This window comes from Allobosea sp. BK604 (genome assembly GCF_004341515.1).
Lineage (GTDB): Bacteria > Pseudomonadota > Alphaproteobacteria > Rhizobiales > Beijerinckiaceae > Allobosea.
In genome coordinates this window covers 865,901-891,820 of sequence record NZ_SLZF01000001.1, presented here as the reverse complement: position 1 = coordinate 891,820, position 25,920 = coordinate 865,901, and the positions used below count along the sequence as shown (strand labels likewise).

26 protein-coding genes are annotated in these 25,920 nt (G+C 65.6%); 12 read left to right on the top strand and 14 right to left on the bottom strand.

All coding sequences use genetic code 11. The features are described from left to right. Window positions 1-79 precede the first annotated feature (79 nt). Entirely contained in the window at window positions 80-664 is a 585-nt protein-coding gene (locus EV560_RS04320) for a GNAT family N-acetyltransferase (protein WP_131854310.1), read from the top strand. 179 nt (window positions 665-843) lie between these two features. Here the strand turns inward: EV560_RS04320 and EV560_RS04315 are convergent, their stop codons facing one another. Continuing rightward, window positions 844-1,737: a LysR family transcriptional regulator gene (locus EV560_RS04315; protein ID WP_131854308.1), complete on the bottom strand. Its 894-nt coding sequence runs from the start codon at window positions 1,735-1,737 to the stop codon at window positions 844-846. A gap of 83 nt (window positions 1,738-1,820) precedes the next feature. Next, entirely contained in the window at window positions 1,821-2,732 is a 912-nt protein-coding gene (locus tag EV560_RS04310) for a LysR family transcriptional regulator (RefSeq protein ID WP_131854306.1), read from the bottom strand. Between the two features lie 164 nt (window positions 2,733-2,896). Between EV560_RS04310 and EV560_RS04305 the strand changes: the two genes are divergently transcribed. The 10 genes from EV560_RS04305 (at window position 2,897) to EV560_RS04260 (ending at window position 12,568) form a co-directional block, all read left to right on the top strand. Then, window positions 2,897-4,330: an NAD-dependent succinate-semialdehyde dehydrogenase gene (locus EV560_RS04305; protein WP_131854304.1), complete on the top strand. Its 1,434-nt coding sequence runs from the start codon at window positions 2,897-2,899 to the stop codon at window positions 4,328-4,330. Window positions 4,331-4,359: 29 nt separating this feature from the next. Next, a complete protein-coding gene (locus EV560_RS04300) occupies window positions 4,360-5,343 on the top strand; it encodes a dihydrodipicolinate synthase family protein (RefSeq protein ID WP_131854302.1) in 984 nt (327 codons plus the stop codon). A gap of 35 nt (window positions 5,344-5,378) precedes the next feature. Beyond that, on the top strand, window positions 5,379-5,930 hold the full coding sequence (locus EV560_RS04295; protein WP_131854300.1) for a 3-hydroxyanthranilate 3,4-dioxygenase: 552 nt from the start codon (window positions 5,379-5,381) through the stop codon (window positions 5,928-5,930). Window positions 5,931-6,043: 113 nt separating this feature from the next. After that, entirely contained in the window at window positions 6,044-7,213 is a 1,170-nt protein-coding gene (locus EV560_RS04290; RefSeq protein WP_131854298.1) for an ABC transporter substrate-binding protein, read from the top strand. A 58-nt stretch (window positions 7,214-7,271) separates the two neighbouring features. Next, a complete protein-coding gene (locus EV560_RS04285) occupies window positions 7,272-8,186 on the top strand; it encodes a branched-chain amino acid ABC transporter permease (protein ID WP_131854296.1) in 915 nt (304 codons plus the stop codon). 7 nt (window positions 8,187-8,193) lie between these two features. Beyond that, window positions 8,194-9,192: a branched-chain amino acid ABC transporter permease gene (locus EV560_RS04280; protein ID WP_131854728.1), complete on the top strand. Its 999-nt coding sequence runs from the start codon at window positions 8,194-8,196 to the stop codon at window positions 9,190-9,192. Next, window positions 9,192-9,944, top strand: a complete 753-nt coding sequence (locus EV560_RS04275) for an ABC transporter ATP-binding protein (RefSeq protein WP_131854294.1) — start codon at window positions 9,192-9,194, stop codon at window positions 9,942-9,944. Before EV560_RS04280 ends, EV560_RS04275 begins: the two co-directional genes overlap by 1 nt. Next, complete coding sequence (locus EV560_RS04270) at window positions 9,944-10,645, top strand: ABC transporter ATP-binding protein (RefSeq protein ID WP_131854291.1); 702 nt, start codon at window positions 9,944-9,946, stop codon at window positions 10,643-10,645. The genes EV560_RS04275 and EV560_RS04270 overlap by 1 nt, the downstream gene beginning before the upstream one ends. Window position 10,646: 1 nt before the next feature. Next, the gene (locus EV560_RS04265; protein WP_165923312.1) at window positions 10,647-11,762 is read left to right on the top strand and encodes an alpha/beta hydrolase; all 1,116 of its coding nucleotides are present in this window, start codon (window positions 10,647-10,649) and stop codon (window positions 11,760-11,762) included. After that, entirely contained in the window at window positions 11,762-12,568 is an 807-nt protein-coding gene (locus EV560_RS04260; protein ID WP_165923311.1) for an aspartate dehydrogenase, read from the top strand. Before EV560_RS04265 ends, EV560_RS04260 begins: the two co-directional genes overlap by 1 nt. 69 nt (window positions 12,569-12,637) lie before the next feature. Here EV560_RS04260 and EV560_RS04255 read toward each other — a convergent pair whose 3' ends face one another. The 10 genes from EV560_RS04255 to EV560_RS04210 form a co-directional block, all read right to left on the bottom strand. Then, on the bottom strand, window positions 12,638-13,132 hold the full coding sequence (locus EV560_RS04255; RefSeq protein WP_131854285.1) for a DUF2938 family protein: 495 nt from the start codon (window positions 13,130-13,132) through the stop codon (window positions 12,638-12,640). A gap of 21 nt (window positions 13,133-13,153) precedes the next feature. Next, entirely contained in the window at window positions 13,154-14,524 is a 1,371-nt protein-coding gene (locus tag EV560_RS04250; RefSeq protein WP_207907938.1) for an amidohydrolase family protein, read from the bottom strand. A 54-nt stretch (window positions 14,525-14,578) separates the two neighbouring features. Next, window positions 14,579-15,091, bottom strand: coding sequence for a nuclear transport factor 2 family protein (locus tag EV560_RS04245; protein WP_131854281.1), 513 nt, complete (start codon window positions 15,089-15,091; stop codon window positions 14,579-14,581). 116 nt (window positions 15,092-15,207) lie between these two features. Next, window positions 15,208-15,678: a RidA family protein gene (locus EV560_RS04240; RefSeq protein WP_207907937.1), complete on the bottom strand. Its 471-nt coding sequence runs from the start codon at window positions 15,676-15,678 to the stop codon at window positions 15,208-15,210. Window positions 15,679-15,877: 199 nt separating this feature from the next. Next, window positions 15,878-16,639, bottom strand: a complete 762-nt coding sequence (locus tag EV560_RS04235; protein ID WP_131854279.1) for an ABC transporter permease — start codon at window positions 16,637-16,639, stop codon at window positions 15,878-15,880. Between the two features lie 64 nt (window positions 16,640-16,703). After that, a complete protein-coding gene (locus tag EV560_RS04230) occupies window positions 16,704-17,462 on the bottom strand; it encodes an ABC transporter permease (protein WP_131854277.1) in 759 nt (252 codons plus the stop codon). Further along, complete coding sequence (locus EV560_RS04225; protein ID WP_248311880.1) at window positions 17,459-18,319, bottom strand: ABC transporter ATP-binding protein; 861 nt, start codon at window positions 18,317-18,319, stop codon at window positions 17,459-17,461. The genes EV560_RS04230 and EV560_RS04225 overlap by 4 nt, the downstream gene beginning before the upstream one ends. A 29-nt stretch (window positions 18,320-18,348) precedes the next feature. Further along, a complete protein-coding gene (locus tag EV560_RS04220; RefSeq protein ID WP_131854275.1) occupies window positions 18,349-19,338 on the bottom strand; it encodes an ABC transporter substrate-binding protein in 990 nt (329 codons plus the stop codon). Between the two features lie 59 nt (window positions 19,339-19,397). Further along, the gene (locus EV560_RS04215; protein WP_165923310.1) at window positions 19,398-20,495 is read right to left on the bottom strand and encodes an amidohydrolase family protein; all 1,098 of its coding nucleotides are present in this window, start codon (window positions 20,493-20,495) and stop codon (window positions 19,398-19,400) included. A 67-nt stretch (window positions 20,496-20,562) separates the two neighbouring features. Beyond that, the gene (locus EV560_RS04210) at window positions 20,563-21,549 is read right to left on the bottom strand and encodes a substrate-binding domain-containing protein (RefSeq protein WP_131854271.1); all 987 of its coding nucleotides are present in this window, start codon (window positions 21,547-21,549) and stop codon (window positions 20,563-20,565) included. A 547-nt stretch (window positions 21,550-22,096) separates the two neighbouring features. Here EV560_RS04210 and tkt point away from each other — a divergent pair. Then, window positions 22,097-24,055 (top strand): transketolase, encoded by a 1,959-nt coding sequence (gene tkt / locus EV560_RS04205; RefSeq protein ID WP_131854725.1) that lies wholly within the window; start codon window positions 22,097-22,099, stop codon window positions 24,053-24,055. 49 nt (window positions 24,056-24,104) lie between these two features. On the opposite strand, the gene EV560_RS04200 is transcribed toward tkt, so the two are convergent. Beyond that, window positions 24,105-25,364, bottom strand: coding sequence for a TRAP transporter large permease (locus EV560_RS04200; protein ID WP_131854269.1), 1,260 nt, complete (start codon window positions 25,362-25,364; stop codon window positions 24,105-24,107). Further along, entirely contained in the window at window positions 25,361-25,918 is a 558-nt protein-coding gene (locus EV560_RS04195) for a TRAP transporter small permease (protein ID WP_131854267.1), read from the bottom strand. Before EV560_RS04195 ends, EV560_RS04200 begins: the two co-directional genes overlap by 4 nt. Between the last annotated feature and the right edge of the window lie 2 nt (window positions 25,919-25,920).

Here is a 25,920-nt window from a genome sequence, read left to right as displayed (position 1 = left end):
AACATGAGCAGCCCAAGGGGATGCTGACGGCCTTGCTCGCCATTCTGGACCTGATTTCGAGATATCCGGCGATCGCGTCATGACCATCTCCCTCACACCGATTTTCCGAAGGGCGACCGGCGCAGATTTCGCAGCCGCGGCCGCGCTGATGAACAGCTACTATGTCGATCGACTGTCTCCGGCGGAGCGTCGGGAAGGCTATCTGCTCGCCACCTTTACCGCCGAGCAACTCGCGGCCATGGATGCCGCCTGCGCGGTGCTCGTCGCCCATGTCGGCGAAAACCTGGCCGGTTGCCTGTGCAGCGCGGATCTGGGCGGAGCGTCAATTCCGCCGCCGGCAAAGGCGCTGCGCAGCTTCCTGCAGGGGATCGATCCCGACGGCGAGCATTTCGCCGATGACAGCACGATGGTTTATGGGCCGGTCTGCATCGACCGTGCCTATCGTGGGCACGGCATCCTGCGTGGCCTGATCGATCGGCTGCGCGGATTGGCCGAGAGCCGCTTCACCACCGCGGTGGCCTTCGTCTCAAGCTCCAATCCCAAGTCGATCGCTGTTCACCGTGACGGCATGGGCATGACCGTGCACGGCGAATTCCTCTTCGCTGGAGAGCGCCTGGTTGCGCTCTCATTCCCGCTTCGCGTCGAGGGGACATTCCGCGGATAGGCTGCCGTCATGTCCCAGGTTGGGTTGGACGATGGCCGGCCGAACGAGGCGGGGCACATAGCGGCGGCTGCAGCCGTCTAGAGCATTTCCGCGTTTCCTCGAAACGCGGAAATGCTCTAAGCTTTTGTTTTATTGCATTTTCTTCACGCGAACCGGTGTCCACTTCGCTCGAAAATGCTCTATTGATGCGCGTCGTGCGACCGCAGCATCTCGATGAAGGCTTCGAGGGCGGGCGATTGGGCGCGATCCTTGGCGACGACGACAGAGACGACGTGCATCGCGTTCGGCCGGACGAGCGGGCGCAGCTCGATGTCGAAAGAGCGGGCGAGGGCGCTTGCCCACGAGGGCCAGACGGCGATGCCCAGGTTCGCGTCGACCAGCCCGAGCATCGTGATCATGTTGCGGACCTCGAAGCTCGGTTGGATCGAGACCCCGGCCAGCGCGAACTGCCGATCGAGCCTGCGCCGAGCGGCACTCTCCGACGTCACCGCGATCAACGGATGACCGGCCAGATCAGCCCAGCCGACCTCATCCTTGAGCGCCAGGGGATGATTGCGGGCACAGACCAGCATCTGCCTTTCCTGGAAGATCGGTGTGCTCGTCAGCCCATCGTCCTTGGTGTCGAAGACGCCGACCCCGCAATCCGAGAGGGAATTCGCCACGCGGGTCGCGACTTGTTCCGGCCGAAACTCCTCGAGAACCACGCTGATGCCGGGATAGGCCGTGCGAAACTTGGCGATGACCTTCGGCAGGAGCGCGGCCGCCGCCAGCGGCGATGCAGCTATGCTTACGCGGCCACGGCGACGGGCGACGATCTCGCGCGTCGCCTCGACGCCATGCCCCAACTCGGCGAGGATTCTCTCGGCGAAGGGCAGAAATTCACGTCCGGCCTCAGTCACCTCGACTTTGCGGGTCGTACGGTCGAGCAGTTTGGTCTGAAGTTCGGCCTCGAGCTCGCGAATAAGCACGGAGAGCGATGATTGTGTGGCATTCAATCGCTCGCTCGCCCGCGTGAAGCTGCTCAGCTTCGCTACTTCCAAGAAGGCGCGGACCTGCTTGAGAGTAACATTCATTCTGTTTTCCTAAGAATGGATCTCCAGTAATCAGCTAACATTCATATTGGCAGGCAGCAAGCAGCGCCTCCGTAGCCGATACCCTAGTCGATATCATGGGGGGTCAGGCGGCGCGCATAACGCCGGAGCACCCCTTCGAATGCGGTGACGGCCGGCGAGGCCGAACGGTCGCTGCGCCTGATCATGACGATGTCGCGCGCGATCGTCGGCTCCGCCAGCGGCCTGGCGATGACGCGGCGGTGGGGAGCGGCCGCGCGCGCATAGGTCGGCAGGACCGCGATGCCCAGGCGGGCTTCGGCCAAGGCCAGGGCCGTGGTGATCTGGGTGACCTCGTAGGCGGGCAGGAGCTGTACGCCCGCCGTTTCGTAGCCGACCTCGACGAGCAGCCTGATGCCGCTGTCGCGGGTCAAGGTGATCAGCGGCTCGTCCCTGAGATCGCGCCAGGTGACTGTGCCCGCCGCCGCGAACCGGCTGCTGTGGTCGCAGAACAGCATCAGGCTGTCGCGCGCCATCGGAATGCGCTCGATCCCATCCTCGACCGCGGCAAAGGTGCCGACGCCGCAATCGGCCCGGCCCAGGCGGACCGCCTCGACGATCGTGTCGGTCTTCACATCGATCACGGAAATCTGGATCCCGGGATAGCGCTCCCGCATCTCGGCGATCGCTTCGGGCAGGATGACCGCCGCCAGCAGGGGCGGGGCGGCGACGACGATCCGGCCTCGCTTTCGCTCGGCCAGATCGATGGCACCTCTGACGGCGAGCTCGATATCCTGAACGATCTTCGCCGAAGCCCCGTGGAATTCTCTGCCGCCATCGGTGAGTTCGACGCGCCGCGTCGTGCGGTCGAACAGCCGAATGCCGAGCTCACGCTCCAGCTCGCGGATGAGTTGGGACAGCGCGGGCTGCGCCATATGCATGCGCTCCGCGGCCTTGGTGAAGGAGCCATGCTCGGCAACGGCGAGAAAGGCATGCATCTGACGCAGTGTGACGGCCATGCGACCAACTTATAATGATTTCATCTGAATTCATACGAATAAGCTCAATTCCATATGGCCGGGCTCCTGCCATGATGCCTCATCGCCGCCCGCACCGAGCCTGGCGCGGGATTGGAGCGGCCGTGACGCCGATGGTCGCGCAGGCCGGTCGTTCGAGGGAATTCATGTCTAACTATCCGGATCTCAAGCTCTATATCGGCGGTGCCTGGCGGAAGACGGCGGATGAGCTACCGGTGCTCAACCCGGCCGATGAAGCCGTGATCGGCGCGGTCCCGGTGGCGCGCCGTGCCGATCTCGATGCGGCGCTGGAAGCGGCCGCGAGCGGCTTCCGGATCTGGAGCCAGACTTCTCCGCGCCGACGTGGGGAGGTGATGCTCGCAGCGGCCCGGCTGATGCGCGAGCGCGTCGAGGAAATCGCCCAATCCATCACGCTGGAGCACGGCAAGCCGCTTGCCCAGGCGCGGCTCGAAGTGGTCCGGGGCTGCGAGTTCTTCGAGTGGGACGCTGCCGAGGGGCAACGCACCTATGGCCGCGTCATCCCGAGCGAGCCAGGCATCAAATACATCGTGTTGCACCAGCCGATCGGGATGGTCGCGGCGTTCTCGCCGTGGAACTTCCCGATGAGCCAGCCGTCGCGCAAGATCGCCGGCGCGCTCGCCGCGGGCTGCTCGATCATTCTCAAGGCGGCGGAAGAAACGCCGGCGGGAGCGTTCCACATCGCCCGCGCGCTGCACGATGCCGGCCTGCCGCCGGGCGTCTTCAATCTCGTCTTCGGCGTGCCTTCGGAGATTTCGGACTACCTGATTCCGCAGGACCAAACCCGCCTGATCGCCTTCACAGGCTCGACCGCCGTCGGGAAGCACCTGACCAAGATCGCCGCGGAACACATGAAGCCGGTGCTGATGGAGCTTGGCGGGCACGCGCCGGTCATCGTCTGCGACGATGTCGACCCGGTGGCGGCGGCGGTGACCTCGGCGATCCGCAAGGCCCGCAATACCGGCCAGGTCTGCACGTCCCCGACACGGTTCTTCGTGCAGGAACCGGTTTATGAGGTCTTCGCCAAGACCTTTGCCGAAAAGGCCCGCTCGATCGTCGTCGGCAACGGGCTCGACCCGGCGACCCAGATGGGACCGCTCGCCAATCACCGCCGCATCGAGGCGATGGAAACGATGGTGGCCGATGCCAGGGCGAAGGGCGCACGCGTCCTCGCCGGAGGCGAGCGGCTCGGCAATCGCGGCTATTTCTTCCCGGTGACGGTGCTGGCCGATGTGCCGGATGATGCGAGGGCGATGCGAGAGGAGCCGTTTGGCCCGCTCGCGCTGATCAGCCCGGTCTCGTCGCTCGATCAGGCGATCGAGAAGGCGAATTCGCTGCCTTTCGGCCTCGCCGCCTACGCGTTCACGCATTCCGCCAGCACTGCCGACCGTCTCGCAGAGACGATCCAGGCCGGCAATGTCTCGATCAACACGCTCGAGGCCTCCGTGCCCGAAACGCCCTTCGGTGGCGTCAGGGACAGCGGCTACGGCCGCGAGGGCGGCGCCGAGGGATTGGCGCATTACACGATCATCAAGAACGTCTCGCACCGCATGGCGATCTAGTCGCCAGCCGGCCGGAGAGGAGCTGCCACGTGAACTACGCCAGGAAGGACGCGAAGGCTTATGCCCGCGCCAATATGAAGGGGATCTGGGCGGCGGCGCTGACCCCGTTCACTCCGACGCTCGCCATCGACGAGGATGGCTTCCGCGAGAACATCCGGCACTGGACGGAGGAGCTGAAGATCGACGGGCTCTTCGTCGCCGGCAAGCAGGGCGAGTTCTTCTCGATGTCGCTCGAGGAGCGCAAGCGCAGCTTCGAGCTCGCGGTCGAGGCGACGCAGGGCCGTGGCGCCACGATCATGTCCTGCTCCGACCAGAATATGGACGTCGTCATTGAGCTGGCAAAGCACGCCCAGAAGGTCGGCGCCGACTATATCGTCGTGCATGCGCCGGTGCTGCACTTCTTCAAGGCCCATGACGAGACGGTCTACGAATATTACCGCGCGATCGCGGAAAAGGTCGATATCGGCATCGCGCTCTGGAGCCATCCGGATAGCGGCTATCTGATGAGCCCTCAGCTTTGCAACCGGCTCGCCGATATCGAGAACGTCGTCGCGATCAAGTATAGCGTGCCGCGCGCCATGTATGCCGAGCTGACCCGGCTCGCCGGCGACCGCATCCTGGTCAGCACCGCCTCGGAAGAGGAATGGCTCGACAATATCCTCGAGCTCGGCTGGCAGCTCTATCTCTGCTCCTCGCCGCCCTACCTGCTGCAGAGCGCGCATGACCTGCGGATGCGCGAATACACCGATCTCGCCTTCCGCGGCGAGGCCGAGAAGGCGCAGGCCGTGCGCGACAGCCTCGACCCGGTACGCGAGGCGCTGCGTTCCACGCGGCCGGCTGAGAAGCCGCATGCGCATCAGAAATACTGGCAGGAGCTGCTCGGGCAGGTCGGCGGCAGCGTTCGCGCGCCGCTGCTGCAGCTCACCGACAGCGAGAAGGTGGCGACACGCGCGGCTTTCGAAAAATCCGGGCTGAACCTGCGCGCAGGTCAGCCATTGGCCAAAGCCGGCTGAAGGCCCGGCACGTTCAGCGACGGGAGATCAAGGATATGGCTACGGAAGGACGTCTGAAGGCCTTCAACTTCGCCAAATGGATCGAGGAGCACCAGCACCTGCTCAAGCCGCCGGTCGGCAACCAGCAGATCTGGACCGATTCCGACTTGATGGTGACCGTGGTCGGCGGCCCGAACCAGCGCACCGACTATCACGACGATCCGGTAGAGGAGTTCTTCTACCAGCTCAAGGGCGACATGATGCTCAAGGTCGTCGACAACGGGAAGCACTATGACGTGCCGATCCGCGAGGGCGAGATCTTCCTGCTGCCGCCGCATGTGCGCCATTCGCCGCAACGTCCGCAGGAAGGCTCGGTCGGGCTGGTGATCGAGCCGAAGCGGCCAGAAGGCTGGCTCGACGCTTTCGAGTGGTACTGCTTCAACTGCACCCAGCTGGTGCACCGCGTCGAGGTCGACCTCGTCAGCATCGTCGACGACCTGCCGCCGCTCTATCGCGCCTTCTACGGCAACGAGCAGGCGCGCACCTGCCCGCATTGCGGCACGCTCCACCCCGGCAAGGAGCCGCCGGCCGGCTGGGTCTGCCTATAGGCAGCGCGCCCGGCGCAGCGGGTCGAGATCGCGTCGGGCAGACTGCACACAGGGCGGGGATGACACCGTCCGAAACATCTCAGAGGCATGAACGCAAACAACTGGAGTCCACCATGAAAGCGCGAGGCTTGTTGTTCGGTCTGGCGACGTCGCTGCTGATGTCCGCTGCCGCCTTCGCCCAGCAGGCGCCGGTCAAGATCGGGATGATCACCACCCTGTCCGGGCCGGGCGGCTATCTCGGCCAGGATATCCGCGACGCCTTCAAGCTCGCCATCGAGATGGAAGGCGGCAAGCTCGGCGGCGTGCCCGTCGAACTCGTCGTCGAGGATGACGGTCTCAAGCCCGGCCAGGGCAAGCAGATCGCCGAGCGCATGCTCAAGACCGACGGCATCAAGATCTTCACCGGCATCGTCTTCTCGAATGTCGCCGGTGCGACCGTGCCCGATATCGTCGATGCCGGCGCGCTCTATGTCAGCCCCAATGCCGCGCCCTCGAATCTCGCCGGCAAGGAGTGCAACGCGAATTATTTTGTCGTGTCCTGGCAGAACGACAGCCTGCACGAGAGCGCCGGCCAGAACGCGACCAATCTCGGCTACAAGCGCGCGTTCATCCTGGCGCCCAACTACCAGGCCGGCAAGGATGCGCTCTCCGGCTTCAAGCGCTATTTCAAGGGCGATGTCGTCGGCGAGCTCTATACCCGCCTCGACCAGACCGATTTCGCCGCAGAAATGGCGCAGATCCGCTCGGCCAATCCCGATGTCGTCTTCCAGTTCCATCCCGGCGGCATCGGCATCGCCTTCCTGCGCCAGTACCAGCAGGCGGGCCTGCTCGGGAAGATCCCGATGGTCGTCGCGGCGCCGTCGCTGGATGCGGTGACGCTCGCTGCCGTCGGTGACGCGGCGCTCGGCCTCAACGTCTCCAGCCACTGGAACTCGGATCTCGACAATCCCGCCAACAAGGCCTTCATGGCCGCCTGGACCAAGGCCTATAACCGTCCGGCGACCTATTATTCCAGCCAGGGCTATGACGCCGCGCTCGCCATCGCCTCGGCGCTGAAGGGCACCAGCGGCAAGCTCGATGTCCCCGCCCTCGACAAGGCGCTGGCCAAGGCCGATTTCCAGTCCGTGCGCGGCGCGTTCAAGTTCGGACCGAACCAACACCCCATCCAGGACTGGTATGCGCTCAAGGTCGAGAAGGATGGCGAGGGCAAGCTCGCCCTGAAGACGGTGGGCAAGGTGTTGACCAATCATGGCGATGCCTACGCGGCGCAGTGCAAGCTGTGATCCCGGGCGAGACGACCCCGCTCGTCTTGCTGCCATCCCTCCGGCCATGTGACTCGCGATGACGCTCGTCCTCGAACAATTGCTCAACGGCGTGCAGTTCGGCGTGATGCTGTTCCTGCTCGCAGCGGGGCTGACCCTGATCTTCGGCATCATGGGCGTGATCAATCTCGCCCATGGCTCGCTCTACATGGTCGGCGCCTATGCTGGCGCGATCGTCGCAGCGAAGACGGGCTCGCTGCTGCTCGCGATTCCGGCCGCACTCGCGGCGGCCGCCGCCGCCGGCGTGGCGATGGAGCTTCTCGTGCTGCGCCGGCTCTACCAGCGCGACCATCTCGACCAGGTGCTGGCGACTTTCGCCCTGATCCTGATCTTCAATCAGGGCGTCACGCTCCTCTTCGGCCGCCAGCCGCTTTTCGTCTCCATCCCACCGCTGCTGAACGGCTCGGTCGAACTCCTGCCCGGGCTGAGCTATTCAGTGTACCGGCTGACGATCATCGCGGTGGGATTGCTGGTCGCGGCCGGGCTCTCCATCCTGATCAACCGCACACGTGTCGGCATGCTGGTGCGGGCGGGCGCGACCCATCGCGACATGGTTCGCGCGCTCGGCGTCGACATCAAGCTGCTCTACACCGCGGTCTTCGGCCTGGGCGCGCTGCTCGCAGGGCTTGCCGGCTTGATGGCGGGGCCGATCCTCGCTGTCCAGGTCGGAATGGGCGAGCAAATCCTGATCATGACCTTCGTCGTCGTCGTCATCGGCGGCGTCGGCTCGGTCCGCGGTGCCCTTTTCGGGGCGCTCATCGTCGGAATTGTCGATACCTGCCTGCGTGCGTTCCTGCCCGGCCTGCTGCGGCAGGTGATGGCGGGTTCCGAGGCCGATGCGCTCGGCGCCGGTCTCTCCTCCATGGGAATCTATCTGCTGATGGCGGTCGTTCTGCTGCTGCGGCCCAAAGGGCTCTTCCCGAGCCATGCGTAACGAAGCGATGGTGCAACCCGTTCCCGTGCCGGTGGCCTACGGCCCGCTGCTGGCCACGCTCGTCCTCGCGCTGGCGCTCGTCGTACTGCCCTTCGCGGCGCAGGCTCTCGGCCAGCCCTCGCTCGTGCCCCTGGCGACGCGGGCGCTGATCTATGCCATCGCCGCCGCGAGCCTGAACCTGGCGCTGGGCTATGGCGGCATGGTGAGCTTCGGCCACGCGGCTTTCTTCGGCATCGGCGGCTATGTCGTCGGCATCCTCTACCAGAGCTTCACCGCCGACGAGCTTCTGTTCGGATTGATCCCGGGCACGAACCAGCTGCTGCTCACCCTGGCCGCGGCGATGCTGGCGGCGGGCTTCCTCGCCCTCGTGATCGGGGCCTTGTCACTGCGCACCAGCGGCGTGCAGTTCATCATGATCACGCTCGCCTTCGCGCAGATGCTGTTCTTCCTCTTCGTCTCGCTGAAAGCCTATGGCGGGGACGATGGCCTCATCATTCGCCGCCGCAACATCCTCTTCGGGCTCGATACGCGCGACGACACGGTGTTCTACTTCGTCTGTCTCGCCGCGGCGGCCATCATGTTCTGGGGGATCGCGCGCATCGTCGGCTCGCGCTTCGGCATGGTCCTGGCCGGTATCCGGCAGAGCGAGCGGCGCATGGCCGCGATGGGCATCGCCCCCTATCGCTACAAGCTCGCGGCCTTCGTCATCTCCGGCATGGGGGCCGGGCTCGCCGGCGCGCTGATGGCCAATTACCTGCGCTTCGTCAGCCCCGACATGCTGCACTGGACCAAGTCGGGCGAGCTGATGATCATGGTGATCCTTGGCGGCGTCGGCACGCTGCTCGGCCCGCTCCTGGGGGCAGCGGCGCTCGTCGTTCTCGAGACCGTTCTGACCGCCTGGACGGAGCATTGGCAGCTCGTTCTCGGGCCGATCCTGCTCGTCGTCGTGTTGTTCACCCAGGGCGGCCTGCGCGCGCTGCTCCGCCGGTTGGGGGGAGGGCGCTGATGGCCGAGCCTCTGCTCTGCGTTCGCGGCCTGCGAAAGCGCTTCGGCGGCCTCGTCGCCACCGATGGAGTCGATCTCGACGTCGCCGAGGGCGAGATCCACGCCCTCATCGGCCCGAATGGCGCCGGCAAGACCACGCTGATCACCCAGCTCTTCGGCGAGCTCTCGCATGATGCCGGCGAGATCAGGCTCGGTGGCGAGGAGATCGGCGCCCTGCCGACGCCGCAGCGCGTGCGCCGCGGTCTCGCGCGCACGTTCCAGATCACGCATCTGCTGCCGGACTATACCGTGCTCGACAATGTCGCACTCGCGGTGCAGGCGCGGCAGGGCCACAGCTTCCGCTTCTTCGCGGAGGCGCGTCGCGATGACGGCTTGCGCGGCCAGGCCAAAGGGCATCTCGCCGCCGCCGGTCTCTTTCACCGCGCCGAGGTCAAGGTCTCCGACCTCTCCCATGGTGAGCAGAAGCAGCTCGAGCTCATCATGGCGCTCGCCGGCGGACCGCGCCTGCTCCTGCTCGACGAGCCGATGGCCGGGCTCGGCCATGCCGAGAGCGAACAGATGGTCGGCATGCTCAGCGCGCTCCGGGGCAAGGTCACGATGCTGCTCGTCGAGCACGATATGGACGCCGTCTTCGCCTTGGCCGATCGGATCTCGGTGCTCGTCTACGGCCGGGTGATCGCGACCGGGACGGCTGCGGAGATCCGCGACAATCCCGATGTGCGCGCCGCCTATCTCGGCGATGGGGAGGCCTGATGCTGAGTGTGCGCAACCTGCAATCCGCTTATGGCGCGAGCCAGGTGCTGTTCGACGTCGCGCTCGAGATCGGCGAGGGCGAGGTGGTGACGCTGCTCGGCCGGAACGGCATGGGCAAGACCACGACCGTGCGCTCGATCATGGGGCTGCTTGCGCCAAAGGGCGGAGAGGTCAGTTTCGACGGCGCCCCGCTGCAAGCTGCCACGCCGGAAACGATCGCGCGGCGCGGCATCGGCTTGGTGCCGGAGGGAAGACAGGTCTTCCCCACTTTGACCGTGCGCGAGAACCTGGTCGCCACCGCCGCCAACCGGCTGAGGGCCGGCGATCCCTGGACGCTGGAGCGGGTCTACCAGCTGTTCCCGCGGCTGAAGGAGCGGGCCGAGCAAATGGCGCGCACGCTCTCGGGCGGCGAGCAGCAGATGCTTGCGATCGGACGGGCGCTGATGACCAATCCGAAGCTGCTTATCCTCGACGAGGCGACGGAGGGCCTGGCGCCGGTGATCCGCGCGGAGATCTGGTCCTGTATCGAGACCCTGAAGGCGCGCGGGCAGTCGATCCTGCTGATCGACAAGAACCTGCAGGTGCTCAAGCGCATCGCAGATCGGCATTTCGTCCTCGAAAAGGGCCGCACGGTCTGGTCCGGCACGAGCGCCGCCCTTGCCGATGATGCCGAATTGGTGAGCCGCTATGTTGGCGTCTGACATGGCCGACGAGATCATCGTCGCCACACTGGAACACGACGTGGTCGAAGCGTTGCGCGAGGCGTTGACGCTGCTGCTCGACAAGCTGATCGCGGCCGGTCGTGGTCCGCAGCATCTCCTCGATATGGTCTGGGAAGTGCCCGAGCCGGCGGCTTTCCATCCGTCGCGCCATCTCGTCGACCTCGCCTATCGCGAAGTCCTGATCGGCTTCAGGCCGCCGATCACCTTGCTGCGCTCGTCCGATCCCGGCCTGACGGTGCGTGCACGCATCGCGCCGGCCCAGCCTGTTCCGGACAAGCTGGTGCGCGGCTACAGCCTGCCGCAGCTCGGCCGGCAATACAGTCCGCGGCTGCAGGCGGATATGCTCGCGCTGTTCAGGCAATGGAGCCGGGATGGTGACGCCTACCGCGCCACGCATCCGGGTCTCGATCTCGCCTATGGCGAGGATCGCTTCGAGACGCTCGATCTTTTCAAGCCTGATGGCGTCGAGCGGCCACCCGTCTGGGTGCTCGTCCATGGCGGTTACTGGCAGGCTTCGGACAAGCTCCAGCATGCGCAGTTCGCGCGTGGGATGGTCGCCGCCGGTTATGCCGTCGCCCTGCCCAACTATGGACTGGCGCCCGACAACAGTGTCGCGCGCGCGGTCACGCAAACCGTCGCGGCGTTGAATTTTCTGGCGCGCGAAGCCGACAGTCTCGGCGTCGATGGATCGCGCCTGCATTTGTGCGGGCATTCCGCTGGTGCGCATCTCGCGGCCATGGCGCTCTGTGAACCGGATGCGCCGCGGCTCCGCTCGGCGCTGCTCCTCTCCGGCCTGTACGAGCTCGAGCCGCTCGGCCATTTGCCGCTCGGGCGGCTGCTCGGTTTCGACGATCCCGATTATGCGATGCGGCTGAGTCCAAGGCGCAGGCCTCCTCCCAGCAATGTTCGGTTGGAGCTGGCCGTCGGAGAGGGTGAGAGCGACGAGTTCAAATGGCAATCGGCCGCGCTCGCCGACGCCTGGGGTGTCTCGGCGCCGCTTGTCGTGTCGGGAGCAAACCATTTCAGTCTGCTCGACGGGCTGAATGGCGGGAGCTTGCTCGATCTGGCCCGCTCGCTCGCGACGGACGAGATATGATGGCTCGCCCGCTGCGCATCGCCCTCATCGGCTGGGGCGCGATCAACCGCCGCGTCGCCGAGCTGCTTGCCGAGCGTGTACCGGAAACAGTCGTGATCGTCGCCGTGGGCGTCAGGAGCGCGGCTGCGGTCGCCGGGCTGCCGGCGAATGCGAGGATGATCGCAAGCCCGGGTGATCTGGAGGCGCTCGATCTCGACCTGATCATCGAGGCCGCTGGCAGGGAAGCGGTCGCAGTCTGGGGAGAGGCGGCGTTGCGGCAGTCCCGTGGCTTCGCGGTCGCATCCACAAGTGCCTTTTGCGATGACGCATTGCTCGAGCGTCTGGTCAGCGTCGCCGATCAGGTGGGCAGCCAGATCCTGGTGCCCCCCGGCGCGCTCGCCGGCATCGAGGCTATCGCTGCCGCTTCGGCCTTGCCGCTCGACGAGGTCATCCACCGTATCGTCAAGCCGCCGGCCGCCTGGCGCGGCACGCCGGCCGAGGGCCAGGTGGCGCTCGATGGCTTGAATGAGCCCGTTACATTCTTCACCGGCTCGGCGCGGGAGGCGGCATCGCGCTTTCCCCAGAACGCCAATGTGGCCGTCGTTGCGGCTTTGGCCGGGATTGGGCTCGACCGTTCCAAGGTCGAGCTGGTCGTCGACCCTCGCGCGACCGGGAACAGCCACCAGCTCAGCGCGCGCGGGGCGTTTGGCACGCTGACCATCGCCATCGAGAACCGACCGCTCGCCGCCAACCCCAAATCCTCGGAGATGACGGCGCTCAGCCTGGTCAGGCTTGTCGAGAACCGTGTACGGGCGCTGGTGCAATAGGCGCCGTCAGGGCAAGCTTTCGCCTCGTGCCAAGGGAGCCAGGCTGGCTCCGAAACCCTGGTGTGGGCCTTAGTGGAGCGCCGCGCTCAGCAAGGCGCCGGCATAGAATCCGAGGCCGAGCACGAGATGTCCGACGATATTCAGCGTGCGGATTTTGTTCGCGATTGGGCTCCTGGAGGCGGCGAAGCCGTGGCCGAAGGCAGGCATCAGCAGGAACCAGGCCGGAATGAGCGTCGCAAGCCCTGCCGCCAGCGCTGGGATCAGCGTCGGATTGCGAGCCCAGTCAGGTCCGGCTGCGAGAAGGAGGAGCGCTGCGAAAGCCACGCCCGTCACGTAATGCGCGAGCCAGCCGATCCGGGCTTCTCCAGGGAAGGCCCGGGCCTCGCGAATGGTCCGGTGCATGAGCACGCCATGGCCCGCATGGCGCACCCATCGACCGAGCAGCCCCCAATCGGGATTGGGCGTTTGCAGAACCCGGTGCAGGAGCAGGTTCCACAAGTCGAAGACGATGGTGGCGGTGACGCCGATGACCACTGTGCGGATCATGAAGTCCAAAGGCGTCATCGAAGCCTCGTCCCCGCTGCGTCAGGCGGCAGCGAGCTGATAGCCCGACTCGCGAATGATGCGAGCGGCCGATATTTCGAGCTCCGCCTGCCGCTTGCGCAAAGTGTTCGCGTCGAAGAGCAGGCTTCCGTTTCGCTTGATGAGGTCGCCGTTCACGAAAACCGTATCGACATTGAAGGCATTGGCTTGCTGGACGACCGTGTGAACCGGGTCGTGCACCGGAAAGAGATTGAGCGCCTTCATCCCGATCAGGATGATGTCGGCCTTCTTGCCCGGTGTCAGGCTGCCGATGAGATGCTCCAGCCCGAGGGCTCGCGCCCCACCGATCGTGATCCATTCCAGCGCCTCGCGCGAACGCACCGGAAGCGTCTCGAGCGGACCATTGCCCTTCCGATAATTGGCGCGATGCTCCAGCGCACGCTGGAACAGCATTGCCACGCGCATCTCGGTGAACAGATCGCTGTTCGCCGCCGGGATGCTGTCGACCCCGAGCGACGGCAGGCCGCCCAGCGCGCTGACGCGCCCGGTGACGGGATCGGCCGGGTGGACATGCAGCTCGATCAGGGAGGTCACCGTGATCGACGCGCCGCTTTCGACGACGAGCTTCAGTTCCTCGTCGGTCAGATAGTTGCCGTGGACGACGTTATGGGAGTGGTCCAGCAGACCGCGCTCGGCGGGGATGAAATAACCTTTCGCGGAGACCCGGTCCTGCGGGCGGCGCGCGGCATGGGAGCTGGACAGGAGCCCGAGATCCCTGGCCATGCGGAAATCATGTTCGGTGACCTCGGGCGTCGAGAACTGGGGCCCCAGGATCGCGGCGGCGAGGGTGACGCGCCGGTCGTCGGAGGCGAAGCGGCCCTTGCGCAGCGCTTCCAGCCGCTCGCGCGCATGCGGCCTGTGGGTGAAGGGCAGGTCGCCGTCCGCCGCGAGTGGCTTTGCCGTGCCATGGCCGAAGACTGCGCGAATGCCGCTCTCTTCCAACCCATCGACCGAGCGCTCCGCCATCTCCAGCGAGGTCAGGTTATGACACCAGTCGAACAGGGTCGTGACGCCGCCATTGAGCTGTTCGAGCGCGCCGACGAGGGTCGCCACATAATTGTCTTCGGCGTTGAAGCGCGTCCCCATATTGCCGTGCATCAGCCGGTGATAGTCCGGCCCGGTCCAGCCGGCACCGATGGAGCGAAGCCCGGTCTGCCAGGTATGCAGATGCGCGTTGACCAGCCCAGGCAGGACGATCATGTCGGTCGCGTCATGGACCTCGTCCGCATCGGCTTCGATATGAGCGGCGACAGCGACGATCCTGTCATCCTCGATCAGCACGTCGCCGCGGACGAAATCGCCGATTGCCGCATCCATGCTGACGACACGGCCGCCCTTGATCAGCTTCTTCATGATAAACTCCAGCCGGGAAAGGGGCGCGGGCGGATGCCCGATTGATCGGGAGAATCAGCCGAACAGGGCGTAGGACGGGTCGGCGCGGCCGATCTCGCTCGCCCGGTTGAACTCGCAGGTCGCCTTCAGCTCCGCTTCGGTGATGATCCGCACCCGGCGGAAATCGCGGATGGTGTCGCGATGGGAAAGCGCCCAGCGCCCGTCATCCCGGCGCCAGCGATCGAGATAGCGCGAATGCACCGTCCGGTCTTCGATATCGCCGTCATCCCGCTTCACCAGCAGCGTCGCGGTGGAGGATGTCTCGCTCACAGCGTGGTCGCCCCGGACCTCGATCAACGTGTTGGTGATGCGGTGATTGTTGAACAGCATCCGGTCATGGGCATGCATCAGCCAGTCGACGAACGCCGTCCAGCTGCCGTCGAACATCGGCGCGAACTTAACCGTGGCCTCAGGATGCGCGATCGAGAGCAGGATATCGCGGTCGAGGCGGTCGAGGCCGCGCGGATAGGTGTGGATCAGTTTCCTGATCTGCGCTTCGGCCACAAGCTGTTCGACGGTGAAGTCCATGGATGCCGCTCTCGCTCTTCGGGCCGGCGGCGTTGCGCCGGGCCCCTCGTTCCCAGGAAAAAGACGTCCTCGCCCGATGGGCGAGGCGTTGTCGTCGTGGCGGCGCTGCGCGGCCGCTATTTCTCGTCGCCGATGACGGCGACGCAGGAGATCTCGATGAGGAAGCCTGGCACGGCCAGGCCAGCGATGGTGATCTGCGAGCTGGCAGGAGGATTCTTCGGGAAGACCTCGCGCCTGACCTTGGCGAAATCCCCGCCGTTGCGGGCATCGGTCAGGTAGACGTTCATCGTGACGATGTCGTCGAGCTTGCCGCCGACCTTGGCGAGGTTGCGCTCGATCTCGCGGAAGATGAAGCGTGTCTGGCCCTCGACATCACCGGCCAGCGACTTGCCCTGCTCGTCCTTCAGCGTCGTCACGCCGGCGAGCCAGACCGTCTTGCCGCCCTTGGTGACGACGCCCGGCGAGTAGCTGCGGCCGGCGAACTCAGGCGGCAATGGGATGTAGTCACGGGCTGCCGCGGCGCCGGCGGCGGATAGTGTCAGAAGGCCGACAAGCCAGGCCCCTGCTAGACGATTTTGGCGAATCACTTACCCCTCCATTTGATTTGCCTGAGGACATGTCATCGACGAGCCTAAAAGGCGTGGTTGATACGGTCCAATGCTTTATCCGCATTCAGTTATCTTGTTTCTTTATGAATGTGCTGGGCCGTGCCGTTCCGGATGAGATCATCGAATTAAGGTGGTATCGCACTGAAATAATTTAGCTTTTTATCGCCTTCGGCTGGCCTTAGCCGCGCCAGCGCAAGCCGCGACGCTCGATGGCGCGAACGAGCTCGTTCAGGATGACCGCCATCAATGCGAGGATCGCGATGAGGGCGAAAAGCGGCGCCGGATCGTGGGTCTCCGCGTAGAGCTTCGTCCAGTAGCCGATGCCCTGCGTCGAGACGTAGAGCTCGGCGAGCACGACGCCGAGCAGGGTCAGGGTCATGCCCAGGCGCAGTCCGGTGAACAGGCTCTGCAGCATGTTCGGCAAATAGATGTAGCGGGCGATGTCGAAGCTGGAGGCGCCGAGCGAATGGCCGCTGCGCAAGTACAGGATATTGATGTTCTTCATGCCCGAGATCACGTTGACGGCGATCGGGAAAAAGCCGTGGCTGAGCCCGAAGGCGATCTTGCAGGCTGGGCCAATGCCGAAGATCAGCACGAAGAGCGGCAGCAGGATGACCTGCGGAATGCCGTAGAGCAGCAGCACGACGGGGAAGAAGGCCTTGCGGCCGAAGCTGCTCCAGCCGACCGCAAGGCCGATGGCGACGCCGAACAGGATCGCCAGGGCGTAGGCGACGAACAGTATCCACAACGAGGTGACCAGCGCGTCGATGACGCCGGGCTCGCGGAACAGCTCGAAGATCGCCGCGTGGAGAACGAGCGAGGGCGGGCTGACGAAGCGGGTATCGGCCCAGAGGCGGGCATAGACCTCCCAGCACAGAAGGGCGGCGAGGAGCATGGCGCATCTGGTCCAGAAGATGCGGGCGCCTGTTGTCATGCGCATCGAGAGTCCATCCAAGGTTGCCGTTTGGCGGCGGTCGTCTTCGTTTGTCTGCAGGCTCGCCGGATCATTGCGCGCTCGCGCGGCTCTCGAGCATGGACAGCACCATGTTGGTCGCCACCGAGAACACGATCACGAAGACGATCCAGGCGAACATCTCGGCCGGTTCCATCAGCTCGGCTGCGAGGGCGATGCGCTTGCCGATGCCCGTGACGGAGGACAGCGTCTCGCCCCCCAGCACCGAGGCGAAGGTGATGAAGAAGCTGATCCGGATGCCGGTCAGGATGATCGGAAAGCTCGCCGGCAGCATCACATGGCGGAAGGTCGCGAACGCAGACGCGCCCATCGAGTGCGCTGCGCGCAGGTAATGCTCCTTCACCGCCGAGAACCCGGCGATGGCGTTCAGCGCGACCGGGAAGAACCCGTATGTCGCCGCATAGGCCACCTTGGAGCTGGGCCCGATCCCCAGGAAGAGGATGTAGAGCGGGAATAGCAGCGTCAGCGGGATTGCGAAGATGCCGGCGATCACCGGCTCGAAGACGGCGACGAGGAAGCGCGAGCGGGTGATCGCATAGGCAGCCGCCGAGCCGGCGATCATCGCGATCGCCCAGGCCTGCAGCACCGTCGACCCGGTGACGCGCAAGCTCGACCAGAACTGCCCGCTCTCGACCAGCTTGACGAAGGCGATGCGGACCGAGTCGGGCGAGGGGAGCAGGAGCGGGCTGATGGTTCCGAGCGAGCTCAGCAGCTGCCAGGCCCCGACCAGGAGCGCGAGAAAGCCGAGCTGGATCGCACGCGAGGACAGATTGCTTGCATCCCCGATCATGTCCGACCTGCCGCCGCGCTGGATTTGCGTTCGATCTGCAGTCCCTCGCGCACCTCGTCGCGCAGCAGCCCGTAGAGCTGGTTGCGCAGGTCGCCGAAGCGCGTCGTCAGCATGAAGTCCGGGGAGCGCGGATGCGGCTCGTCGATCTCGACGATCGTCTTGAGGCGGCCGGGGCGGGCGGCCATCACATAGACGCGGTCGGACAGGAAGACCGCCTCGGCCAGGCTATGCGTGACGAAGACGATGGTCTTGCCCGTCTTGGCCAGTAGCTCTGAGAGATCCTCGCCCAGCACCATGCGCGTCTGCTCGTCCAGCGCCGCGAAGGGCTCGTCCATCAGGATGATGTCGGTGCCGAGCGCGATGCCGCGCGCGAGATTCACGCGCTGGCGCATGCCCACGGAGAGCTGCTCCGGATAGTGGTCGATGAACCGCGACATCCCGACGGCCGCCAGCGCCTCCTCGGTGCGGCTCTGCCATTCGGACCTGGCGATGCGGCTGAACTTGAAGGAAACGTGGAAATTCTCGCGGATCGTGTACCAGGGCAGCAAGGTGCTTTCCTGGAAGATGAAGGCGATGTCCCGCGGCGAGGGGCCGTCGATCGTCCGGCCGGAAACCTGGACCTTGCCGGCGGTCGGCTTGATGAGCCCGCCGACGATGTTCAGGAGCGTGCTCTTGCCGCAGCCCGAAGGTCCGAGCAGGCAGACGAATTCTCCGCGCGGGATGTCGAGCGAGATATCGTCCAGGGCGAGGACGGCGGCTGAAGAGTGGCGGCCGGGATATTGCTGCCGGACATTCTGAATGGAGATCGCGGCCGTCTGGCTGGATACGATCTGCCCGGCGGGGGTCATCTTGTTCATTCGGGTCCAACGATGTTGCAGATCGGAGACTAGCTTGACGACACCGGGGCGAAGCCCGGCGTGTAGAGCTTTTCGATGGGCGGAGGTGTCTCGGTGATGCCGAGCTCTTTCAGGGAGCTCTGGATGACCTTCAGCGCCTCGGGATCGAAAGCCCCGTCCATGGACATGGAGCCGAGCTCGAGCTCGTAGGAGCGCGAGATCGCCTCTTCCGGCAGGCGCATCGTGCGGGCGATCGCCTTGACGCTGTCGGCCTTGTTCTCGCGCATGTATTTCGCGGTCTTGAACCAGGCGCTCAGGAAGCGCTTGAGATCGTCCGGCCGCTTCGCGATCAGGTCGTCATGGGCGAAAATGATGTTCGTGTGGAAATGCGGCACGTCCGCGCCGAACGAGACGAGCACCCGGCCCTTCTTGTCCGCTTCCATCTGGAAGGCCTGGACGGCCGAGGTGACGATGGCGGAAAGTTCGCCGGCTTCCAGGGCCGCAAGCCGGGAGCGCGTCTCGCCCATCGAGACGATCTCCATCCCGGTCGGGCCCCAGCCGCGTCGGGCGGAGGTGGTGCGGGCGAGCCATTCCGTCAGCGAGCCCAGCGTGGTCACGCCGATGCGCTTGCCCTTCATCTCGTCGATCGTCTTGACGCCGCTCTTTTCCCCGACCGCGATGACGAAGTTATCGGGCCGATTGGCAAGCGAGGCGACGGCATGGGCCGGCACGCCCTTGGAGGCGTAGCCCATGGCGGGCCCGGAGCCGAGGCCGATATCGATCGAGCCGGCCGCGAAAGCCTGCTGCATGCGCGCGTCGCCGGTGAAGGAGACGATCTCGATATCGAGGCCCGCCTCCTTCCAGATCTCGGCGGCCTGGCCGACTTCCAGCCCGGCGAAGGACATCTGTGCCGCGATCGCCTTGCCTACGCGCAGTTTCGTGCGCGATTGGCCGAGCACCGGGGCGGCCGCGAACGGAGCTGCGGCCGCAGCCATGGCGAGCGCAAGGGCCCGCCTTCTGGTGATGTCATGTCGTGCCATGCATTGTCCTCCCGAATCCGCGCCTGCCGAGGCAGGCGCTTCGCTTTGTGCGCAACGATTTACGAGGCCAGGCGAGGGATCAATCGCACGGCGTTGTCGCGCTCGATCGCCATCAGCTCGGAATCGGAGAAGAGCTTCAGGCTCCTCAGACCGTCCGTGGCCTCCTTGGCCGGGCGATAGGGGAAGTCGCTGCCGAGCAGGATCTGGGTCGGCGGCACGAATTTGGTCACGCCCGCCATCGTGATCTCGTTGGTCGCGGCGACGACGTCGTAATATTGCCGCTGGAACTCGTACATCGCGCCCTTCGGCATGTTCTCCTTGGCCTTCGGCATGTTCCGGAAGGTCCGGTCGAGCCTCGCCGCGAAGGTCGGCAGCGAGCCGCCGCCATGCGAGAAGATGAACTTGATGTCGGGGCATTTGGAGAAGGTGCCGTTGACCGCGAGGCTCGCGGCGCAGCGGGTTGTGTCGGTCGGGTATTCGACCAGAGCGGAGGAGACGTCCGGAACCAGCGAGCCGCAGCAATTCGGCGCCGTCGGGTGGAAATACACGACAGCCTTGCGTCGGTTGAGCTCCTGGAAGACGGGGAAGAAGGCGGGGTCCCCGGGCCAGCGATCGGCATAGCTGGTCATCAGGCCGATGCCGTCGAGCTTGAGCACATCGAGCGCGTATTCGATCTCGCGCAAGCTGCCCTCGACATCGGGCAGGGGAATGGCGGCGAACATGCCGAAGCGGCCGGGATAGTCGCGGATCAGTGTGGCGCCGTAATCATTGCAGAGACGCGCGAGGCGCCGCCCCTGTCCCACGTCGCCATAGTAGACGCCGGGCGTGGAGATCGAGACGACGGAGGTCTGGACGCCGGCCTTGTCCATGTCGGCGAGGGCCCGCTGCGGCGTCCAGCCATCGATGACATCGGTGTTGATGCCTTGCGAGGAATCGAGGACGCGGGCACGCTCCTCCGCCAGGAAGGCGGGAGGCAGGATGTGGTGATGGGTGTCGATGCGATAGGGCTTGGCGAGCGCGGGAGCGGCAGCCCCTGGGACGGTTTGGGCATGGACGCGCCCGCACATGCAGCCCGCGGCGGCGAAGGCGCCGAAATTGCGGAGGAAGCTGCGGCGGCTGGTCGATGTGCCGTTCGAGAATGATGAATTCGACGTCATGTGATCCCCCTTCTGGTCATGCATTTTCCATGCTGGCGTATTCGCCTTCGACATTGCGGTCGGGCGGCTAGACGTATGCCCGCCCTCGCGTCGCTGGATGGAAGAGTTCGGCCGGAGTCATCCGCCGCGCGGTCAGCCCCTGGGCATCGGCCCAGGCGGTCATGATCTCGAGCTCCGGCAGGTTGTCCTTGAAGCCGTAGCGCCAGAAATCCGCGCCCATGACGGAGGCGGCTTCCTCGGCAAGCGCCGCCGCCCAGGGAAGGGCGAGCTTTGAGGCTGTGAGATCGTCCAGCCCGGCAAGCGCCCGGCTTTTGGCGTCCTGGAAGGCTTTCAACAGGCTGTTGGGCAGCCAGGGATGGGCTTGGGCCAGCGTCTCCCGGACCGCGATTCCGTGCATGATCGGGAAGAGCCCGGTGCGGCGATAGTAGTCCTGCTCGACGCGGCGATAATCGGGAAACAGGCGCGAGATGCCGGGTGCGCGCTGGGTGAAGCAGGATGGTGCGCGCGCCGTGATCAGCGCATCGATCTCGCCGTCGCGCAGCATCGCCGAGAGCGTCTGGCCGGGCTCGATCGGGACGATCCGGACATCCGGTCCGGCATCGAGCGGGAAGCGGGCGGCGCGGCCCGATTGCTCGAGGCCGCCGGTTCGCCATTCGATCTGCGACGGCTGGACATCGAAGTCCGATGCGAGGATGCCCCGCATCCATAGTGCCGCGGTCATGGCATAGGTCGGAACGCCGACGCGGCGTCCGCGCAGATCCTGGGGCTCGCGGATCCCGGCATCGTCCCGGATGTAGATCGCGGAATGGCGGAACATCCGCGAGGTGAAGACGGGGATCGCGATATAGTTCAACGCGCCGCGCGACCGGGCGACCATGTAGTTCGAGAACGAGACCTCGGCGACATCGAACTCCGCATGCTCGAAGGTTCGGTAGGTGACCTCTTCGATATCCAGCGGGAAATAGGAGACGGCGCATCCCTGGACCGGCACGGTGCCGTCGATGATGGCCTGGACGCGATCATAGGAGCCTGTGGCGATGGTGATTGGCAACATCGCGACGTCACCGTATCCCGACGGCGACTGATGCGGTGCTCGACCACGGTGTCAAACGTCGCGCAGAGGCGACGTAAGCGCAGCCGATGCCTGCGCAGCAAAGCCAGTCTCCAGCCATCGGTGATGACCTCGTTCCCATCTGATCTAGCTGGAGCCTATGGGCAGGCGGCTATACTGTCTAATGAATTATAGGTATTCAATTATATGATTATGCGATAAAACTGCAGCGCGGGAATTATTGGTCTCCGAAGCTGCATCGATGTTGCCAGTACCCGTGCGGAGGCAGGCTAGCCGCTGCACCATCCGCTCAGAAGCCCACAAAAATTGAACCCAGCGTCCAAAGGATCGGACGATGGCGCCATGCTGGATCTGAACGAGCCGCTGCGCCGGAGCATGATTCAGATTCACCGATTGCTCTAATTTTTGCGTTTATGCCGCGGCGCGAACGTCGGCACTATCGGCACTTCCTATCGAATGATGCGGGAGGCCGATTTTGAACGACTGTCCGGAACTGGTGCCGCTCGACCGGCTATCGCCCGATCTCGCGATGATGGCCCATGCGATCCGGTTTCTCTCCGTCGATGCCATTCTCGCCGCCGGTGAAGGCCACCAGGGCGTGCCGCTCGGCATGGCCGAGATCGCCACGACGCTCTATGCGCGCCACTTGCGGTTCGACCCGGCCGATCCGACCTGGCCCGATCGCGACCGTGTGGTGCTGTCCAACGGCCATGGCTCGATGCTGCTCTATTCGCTGCTTCACCTCACGGGCTACCGTCATATCCCGCTCGATGCGGTGAAGCGTTTCCGAGAACTCGGTTCACCTTGCGCCGGACATCCGGAATATGATCCCCCGGCCGGAATCGAGACGACGACCGGTCCGCTTGGGCAGGGCATCGCCAACGCGCTGGGCATGGCGATCGCCGAAGCCTCGCTGAACGCCCGCTTCGGCGACGCGCTTGTCGACCACCGCACCTGGGCCTTCGTTGGCGATGGCTGCCTGCAGGAAGGCGTCGGGCAGGAGGTGATCCAGCTCGCGGGGCATTTGCGGCTGGGCAAGCTCACCTTCTTCTGGGACGACAACGCCATTACGGATGATGGCGCGACCTCGCTCTCGATCTCGGAGAATGTCGCCGAACGCTTCCGCGTCGGCGGCTGGCACGTGCAGGAGATCGACGGCCACGACATTGCGGCGATCGATGCGGCGATCACGGCCGCCAAATGCAATCCGCGTCCGTCGCTGATCGCCTGCCGGACCACGATCGCGCGCGGCATTCCGCGGCTGGAAGGGCAGCGCGGCGGCCATTCCGGCAAGCTGTTCCCGCAGGATCGCGCGGAGATGGCCGAGCGCTATGGCTGGACAGGCGACAGCTTCGAGATACCGGCGTCGATCGGTGAAACCTGGCGTGCCACGTCGTCGGCAGGATCGCGTGCACGCGCGGCCTGGACGATGCGCCTTGCGACCAGTGGAGAGGCTGTGCGCGACGAGTTCGAGCGCATCCAGGCCCGCACGCTGAAACCCCGCTGGCGTGAAGCGATCCAGGCCTACAAGACTCGCGCGGCCGGGGAGGGACGCGCCGAAATCGCCATCGCCAGTTCCGGCGAGATCGCGGCGGCGCTTTACGAGGTGCTGCCCGAGATCATGACGGCCTGCGCCGATCTCGAAGCGCCGACCAACCATAAGCGGCAGCTCGCCGCCTTCGATGCCGGTCATCGGTCCGGTCGCTATCTGCATTGCGGCGTCCGCGAGCATGCGATGGGGGCGCTCGCCAACGGCATGGCGGCTCATGGCGGGATCATTCCGCTCGCCGTCACCTATTTGCCGTTTTCGGACTATGAGCGGCCGGCCATGCGCATGGCCGCGCTGATGGGGCTGCCGACGCTCTTCGTCTTCAGCCATGACTCCATCGGCATCGGCAAGAACGGGCCGACCCACCAGCCCGTCGAGATCATCGCCTCGTTGCGAGCGATGCCGAACATGCTGGTGCTGCGCCCCTGTGACGCCGTCGAGGCGGTCGAGGCCTGGGAGATTGCGCTCGAGCATCGCACGGGGCCAGTCTCGCTGGTCTTCGCGCGCCAGAGCCTGCCGCAGCTTCGACGCGACGGCGAGAGCGAGAACCGCTCGGCACGAGGCGCCTATGTGCTTGCGGAGGCGGAGGGCGGCGCGCGGCGCATCACCCTGCTCTCGACCGGGTCCGAGGTTCAGATCGCGCTCGCGGCCCGCGAGATCCTGCAGGGCGAGGGCATCCCGACGGCCGTCGTTTCGATGCCGTGCTGGAGCCTGTTCGAGGCCCAGGATCGCGCCTATCGCAAAGTCGTTCTGGGCGAAGGTTGCGTCCGCGTCGCCGTCGAGGCGGCGGTCAAATTCGGCTGGGAACGCTGGCTCGGCGAGGATGGCGGCTTCGTCGGCATGACCGGCTTCGGCGCCTCCGGCCCGGCCGAGGAGCTCTACCAGCATTTCGGGATTACCGCCGAGGCGGTGGCCGGGCAGGCGCGCTCGCGCCTGTGACATCGCAAAGGAGGCGGAGCCGCCGGCGCCGCCTCCTCGGTCCGACGTCTCAGTAGATCGTCAGCGCCGGCACGAAGCTGATCAGCAACAGCACGATCATCGCGACGCCGAAGAAGGGCCAGAGCTCCCGCGTCGTCTCGCCGAGCGTGGTCCGGGCGATCGAGGTCGAGATGAACAACGTCGTGCCGATCGGCGGCGTGTACAGGCCGATGCCGAGATTCAGCACCATGATGATGCCGAGCTGGACGGGATCGAGTCCGATCGAGGCTGCTAGCGGCACGAAGATCGGCCCGAGCAGCAGGATCGCCGGCGGCAGGTCGATCGGCATGCCGACGAGAAGCAGCAGGATGTTCATGGCGAGGATGACGAGATAGGGATTCGAGATCGTCGCCGACACCCATTCGGCAAAGCGCTGCGGTACCTGGTCGAAGGTCAGGATCCAGCCGACGATGGCGCTGCCCATGATCACGAGCATGACCACGCCGGTGGCGACGCCTGCCTCGACCATGCTGACGCGGAAGCGCTCCCAGGTCATGTCGCGGTAGAGCACGACGCTGAGCACCAGTGCGTAGGCCACCGCGAGCACGGCGATCTCGGTCGGCGTCGCGATGCCGAAACGCAGCCCCAGCAGGATGAAGACCGGCATCAGCAGCGCCGGCATGCTGCGCCAGGCGAGCCGCGCCAGCTCCGCCTTCGAGACCGGAGCCTCCGGCGAGACATAACCGCGCCGGCGCGCAATCCAGCTGCACAGCACGACGAAACCGCCGGCCATCAGCAGGCCGGGCAGGATGCCGGCCGTGAAGAGATCGGCAATCGAGACGTTGCTGACCAAGGAATAGAGGATCAGCGGGATCGAGGGCGGGATCAGAATGTCGATGATGGCAGACGTGGCGTTATTGGCGGCGCAAAGCGGGGCCGGGTAGCCCTGTCGCTTCTGCCAGGGGATGAGCACCGAGCCGAGCGCGCTCGCATTGGCGACGGCGCTACCGGAGACGCCGCCGAACACCACCGAGGCAACGACCGTGGTCGAGAGCGGGCCGCCCCGCCAGCGCTGCATCGCCTTTGACGCGAAGGCGAGCAGCTCGCTGCCGAGCTTGCCGCCGAGCATCAGCGAGCCCGCGAGCATGAAGAAGGGCAGGGCCAGCATCGGGAAGGACTGGGTCTGCTGGTACATCTGCTGCGCGATGATCGTCAGCGGGATCTGGCCCTGCACGAGCAGGGCCGTGCCGGCGGCGACGATCAGCGCGTGGCCGACCGGGATCGCGAGCAGCATCAGGACGGTGAAGGACAGGATGAGGGCGACGCTCACGAGACCAACTCCTCGGGCGAAGGGGTCGGCATTGCTTCGGGTCCCAGCGCCGCGACGCGCACGGCCTGCGTGGCGGTGACGACGATGACGAGCAGGAGCCCGATGGCGAGCGTGTAGTAGCCGTAGCTCGCGGGGATACCCATCACGGGCGAGCGGTCGACCCAGAGCATCTCTGCGAGTTCAAGGATGCCCTTGCCGAGCACGACGTAGCTGACGACGACGATCGCGTGTCCCACGAGCAGCATGGTGCGGGCGCCCTGCCGACCGAGCATGGCGAGCACGGTCTCGACGGCCATGTGCCCGCCCTTCTGCACGCCGAGCACGACGCCAGCCATGATGAAGACCGGGAAGAGCCGCTCCGGCAGTTCCTGGGCGAAGCGGAAGCCGCCGGATTCGAGGACGTAGCGCGCCCCGACATTGGCGGCGAGCATGGCGAGCAATGCCGAGCCGACCGTGACGACGACCGCCTCGCAGAACCAGGCGACAACTCGATCGATGCCGTTCGCCCAGGCGATGGCGCTTGCGCGCCATCCCGTCCCGTATTGCCCGCCCATGA

Excerpts from the sequence above, each read along its gene's own strand:
- EV560_RS04320 (WP_131854310.1), top strand. The coding sequence starts at position 80 with ATGACCATCTCCCTCACACCGATTTTCCGAAGGGCGACCGGCGCAGAT.
- EV560_RS04315 (WP_131854308.1), bottom strand. The coding sequence starts at position 1,737 with ATGAATGTTACTCTCAAGCAGGTCCGCGCCTTCTTGGAAGTAGCGAAG.
- EV560_RS04310 (WP_131854306.1), bottom strand. The coding sequence starts at position 2,732 with ATGGCCGTCACACTGCGTCAGATGCATGCCTTTCTCGCCGTTGCCGAG.
- EV560_RS04305 (WP_131854304.1), top strand. The coding sequence starts at position 2,897 with ATGTCTAACTATCCGGATCTCAAGCTCTATATCGGCGGTGCCTGGCGG.
- EV560_RS04295 (WP_131854300.1), top strand. The coding sequence starts at position 5,379 with ATGGCTACGGAAGGACGTCTGAAGGCCTTCAACTTCGCCAAATGGATC.
- EV560_RS04290 (WP_131854298.1), top strand. The coding sequence starts at position 6,044 with ATGAAAGCGCGAGGCTTGTTGTTCGGTCTGGCGACGTCGCTGCTGATG.
- EV560_RS04285 (WP_131854296.1), top strand. The coding sequence starts at position 7,272 with ATGACGCTCGTCCTCGAACAATTGCTCAACGGCGTGCAGTTCGGCGTG.
- EV560_RS04280 (WP_131854728.1), top strand. The coding sequence starts at position 8,194 with ATGGTGCAACCCGTTCCCGTGCCGGTGGCCTACGGCCCGCTGCTGGCC.
- EV560_RS04275 (WP_131854294.1), top strand. The coding sequence starts at position 9,192 with ATGGCCGAGCCTCTGCTCTGCGTTCGCGGCCTGCGAAAGCGCTTCGGC.
- EV560_RS04270 (WP_131854291.1), top strand. The coding sequence starts at position 9,944 with ATGCTGAGTGTGCGCAACCTGCAATCCGCTTATGGCGCGAGCCAGGTG.
- EV560_RS04265 (WP_165923312.1), top strand. The coding sequence starts at position 10,647 with ATGGCCGACGAGATCATCGTCGCCACACTGGAACACGACGTGGTCGAA.
- EV560_RS04260 (WP_165923311.1), top strand. The coding sequence starts at position 11,762 with ATGGCTCGCCCGCTGCGCATCGCCCTCATCGGCTGGGGCGCGATCAAC.
- EV560_RS04255 (WP_131854285.1), bottom strand. The coding sequence starts at position 13,132 with ATGACGCCTTTGGACTTCATGATCCGCACAGTGGTCATCGGCGTCACC.
- EV560_RS04250 (WP_207907938.1), bottom strand. The coding sequence starts at position 14,524 with ATGAAGAAGCTGATCAAGGGCGGCCGTGTCGTCAGCATGGATGCGGCA.
- EV560_RS04245 (WP_131854281.1), bottom strand. The coding sequence starts at position 15,091 with ATGGACTTCACCGTCGAACAGCTTGTGGCCGAAGCGCAGATCAGGAAA.
- EV560_RS04235 (WP_131854279.1), bottom strand. The coding sequence starts at position 16,639 with ATGCGCATGACAACAGGCGCCCGCATCTTCTGGACCAGATGCGCCATG.
- EV560_RS04230 (WP_131854277.1), bottom strand. The coding sequence starts at position 17,462 with ATGATCGGGGATGCAAGCAATCTGTCCTCGCGTGCGATCCAGCTCGGC.
- EV560_RS04225 (WP_248311880.1), bottom strand. The coding sequence starts at position 18,319 with ATGAACAAGATGACCCCCGCCGGGCAGATCGTATCCAGCCAGACGGCC.
- EV560_RS04220 (WP_131854275.1), bottom strand. The coding sequence starts at position 19,338 with ATGGCACGACATGACATCACCAGAAGGCGGGCCCTTGCGCTCGCCATG.
- EV560_RS04215 (WP_165923310.1), bottom strand. The coding sequence starts at position 20,495 with ATGACGTCGAATTCATCATTCTCGAACGGCACATCGACCAGCCGCCGC.
- EV560_RS04210 (WP_131854271.1), bottom strand. The coding sequence starts at position 21,549 with ATGTTGCCAATCACCATCGCCACAGGCTCCTATGATCGCGTCCAGGCC.
- tkt (WP_131854725.1), top strand. The coding sequence starts at position 22,097 with ATGATGGCCCATGCGATCCGGTTTCTCTCCGTCGATGCCATTCTCGCC.
- EV560_RS04195 (WP_131854267.1), bottom strand. The coding sequence starts at position 25,918 with ATGGGCGGGCAATACGGGACGGGATGGCGCGCAAGCGCCATCGCCTGG.